Source organism: Ruegeria sp. AB8, from assembly GCF_056542605.1.
The window spans coordinates 1-1,122 of record NZ_JBQGAB010000098.1 but is presented as its reverse complement, the minus strand read 5'-3'; the positions used below and the strand labels follow the sequence as shown (position 1 = coordinate 1,122).

General features: G+C 56.1%; 2 protein-coding genes. Both read left to right on the top strand.

The annotated features are described in order from the left end of the window. Positions 1–323, top strand: a 323-nt coding sequence (locus ACR0CG_RS23915; protein ID WP_480527999.1) for a cupin domain-containing protein, incomplete at its 5' end; no start/stop codon positions are given. Between the two features lie 180 nt (positions 324–503). After that, positions 504–1,122: DUF2793 domain-containing protein (locus ACR0CG_RS23910; protein WP_480527997.1), on the top strand; the 619-nt coding region annotated here is incomplete at its 3' end.

Genomic DNA, 1,122 nt, shown 5'->3' with positions numbered 1-1,122 from the left:
CTTGGGGATGGTTCGAAAGCCTCGTCATCGGCGATCGGTTTCAGGTCAAACGCATTCACGTCCATCCCGGCGCTTCGCTGAGCTTGCAATCGCATCACCATCGGTCCGAGCATTGGATTGTCGTGGAAGGCACCGCCGAGGTGACTATTGACGACAAGGTACAGCTCGTTTCTGAGAATGAATCCGTCTATGTGCCGCTCGGGGCCGTGCACCGGATGGTAAACCCAGGCAAAGTGCCAATGGTTCTTATCGAGGTGCAGACCGGGACCTATTTGGGTGAAGATGACATTATTCGCTACGAAGATGTCTACGCGCGTGACTGAGATCTGATTTCAAGAACTGATCCAAGTTTGGGGCATCTGCAAGGCAGATGTCTCCATATATCCGAGACCAAATCTTAAAAATTCGAAACCTGGGAGTTCGGCTGGGTCAGGCGGGATTTACGCACATCACGGCAGTGTGGCGCGCAATCATCATCGGACCGACACCACAGGAGGATGCCCATGCCACAGAACTCTCCCCGTCTAAATCTGCCCTATCTGCAACCCGCGCAGGCCCAAAAACATGTGACCCATAACGAAGCGCTGCGTGCGCTAGATCTGGTGGTGCAGCTAAGCGTTGCGTCCGTTAACGCGACGATCCCACCAGCTGCTCCTGATCAGGGTGAAACCTATGCATTGGGCACGTCTCCGACCGCGGCATGGTCCGGACAAGATGGAAAACTGGCGGCTTGGTTGGACAACGGGTGGCATTTCTTGACTCCCGACATGGGCTGGCGGGCCTGGGATCAAAATGCAGGGCTGTTGAAAGTCTGGGACGGGTCGGCGTGGATCGACCCGCCGGTCAATACACATAACCTTTCCGGGATCGGCATCGCAACCGGATCAGACAGCACAAACCGTCTGGCCGTACGTAGCCCCGCCACCTTGTTGACGCATGAGGGCGCTGGCCACCAACTCAAGATCAACAAGGCTGGTGCCGGTGATACTGCCTCGCTGCTGTTTCAATCGAACTGGACCGGCCATGCCGAAATGGGCCTATCCGGCGATACAAATTTTTCAATCAAGGTCTCGCAGGATGGCGTCAAACCGCAAAGCATCGACCCAGCTTCCGCCATCCTGC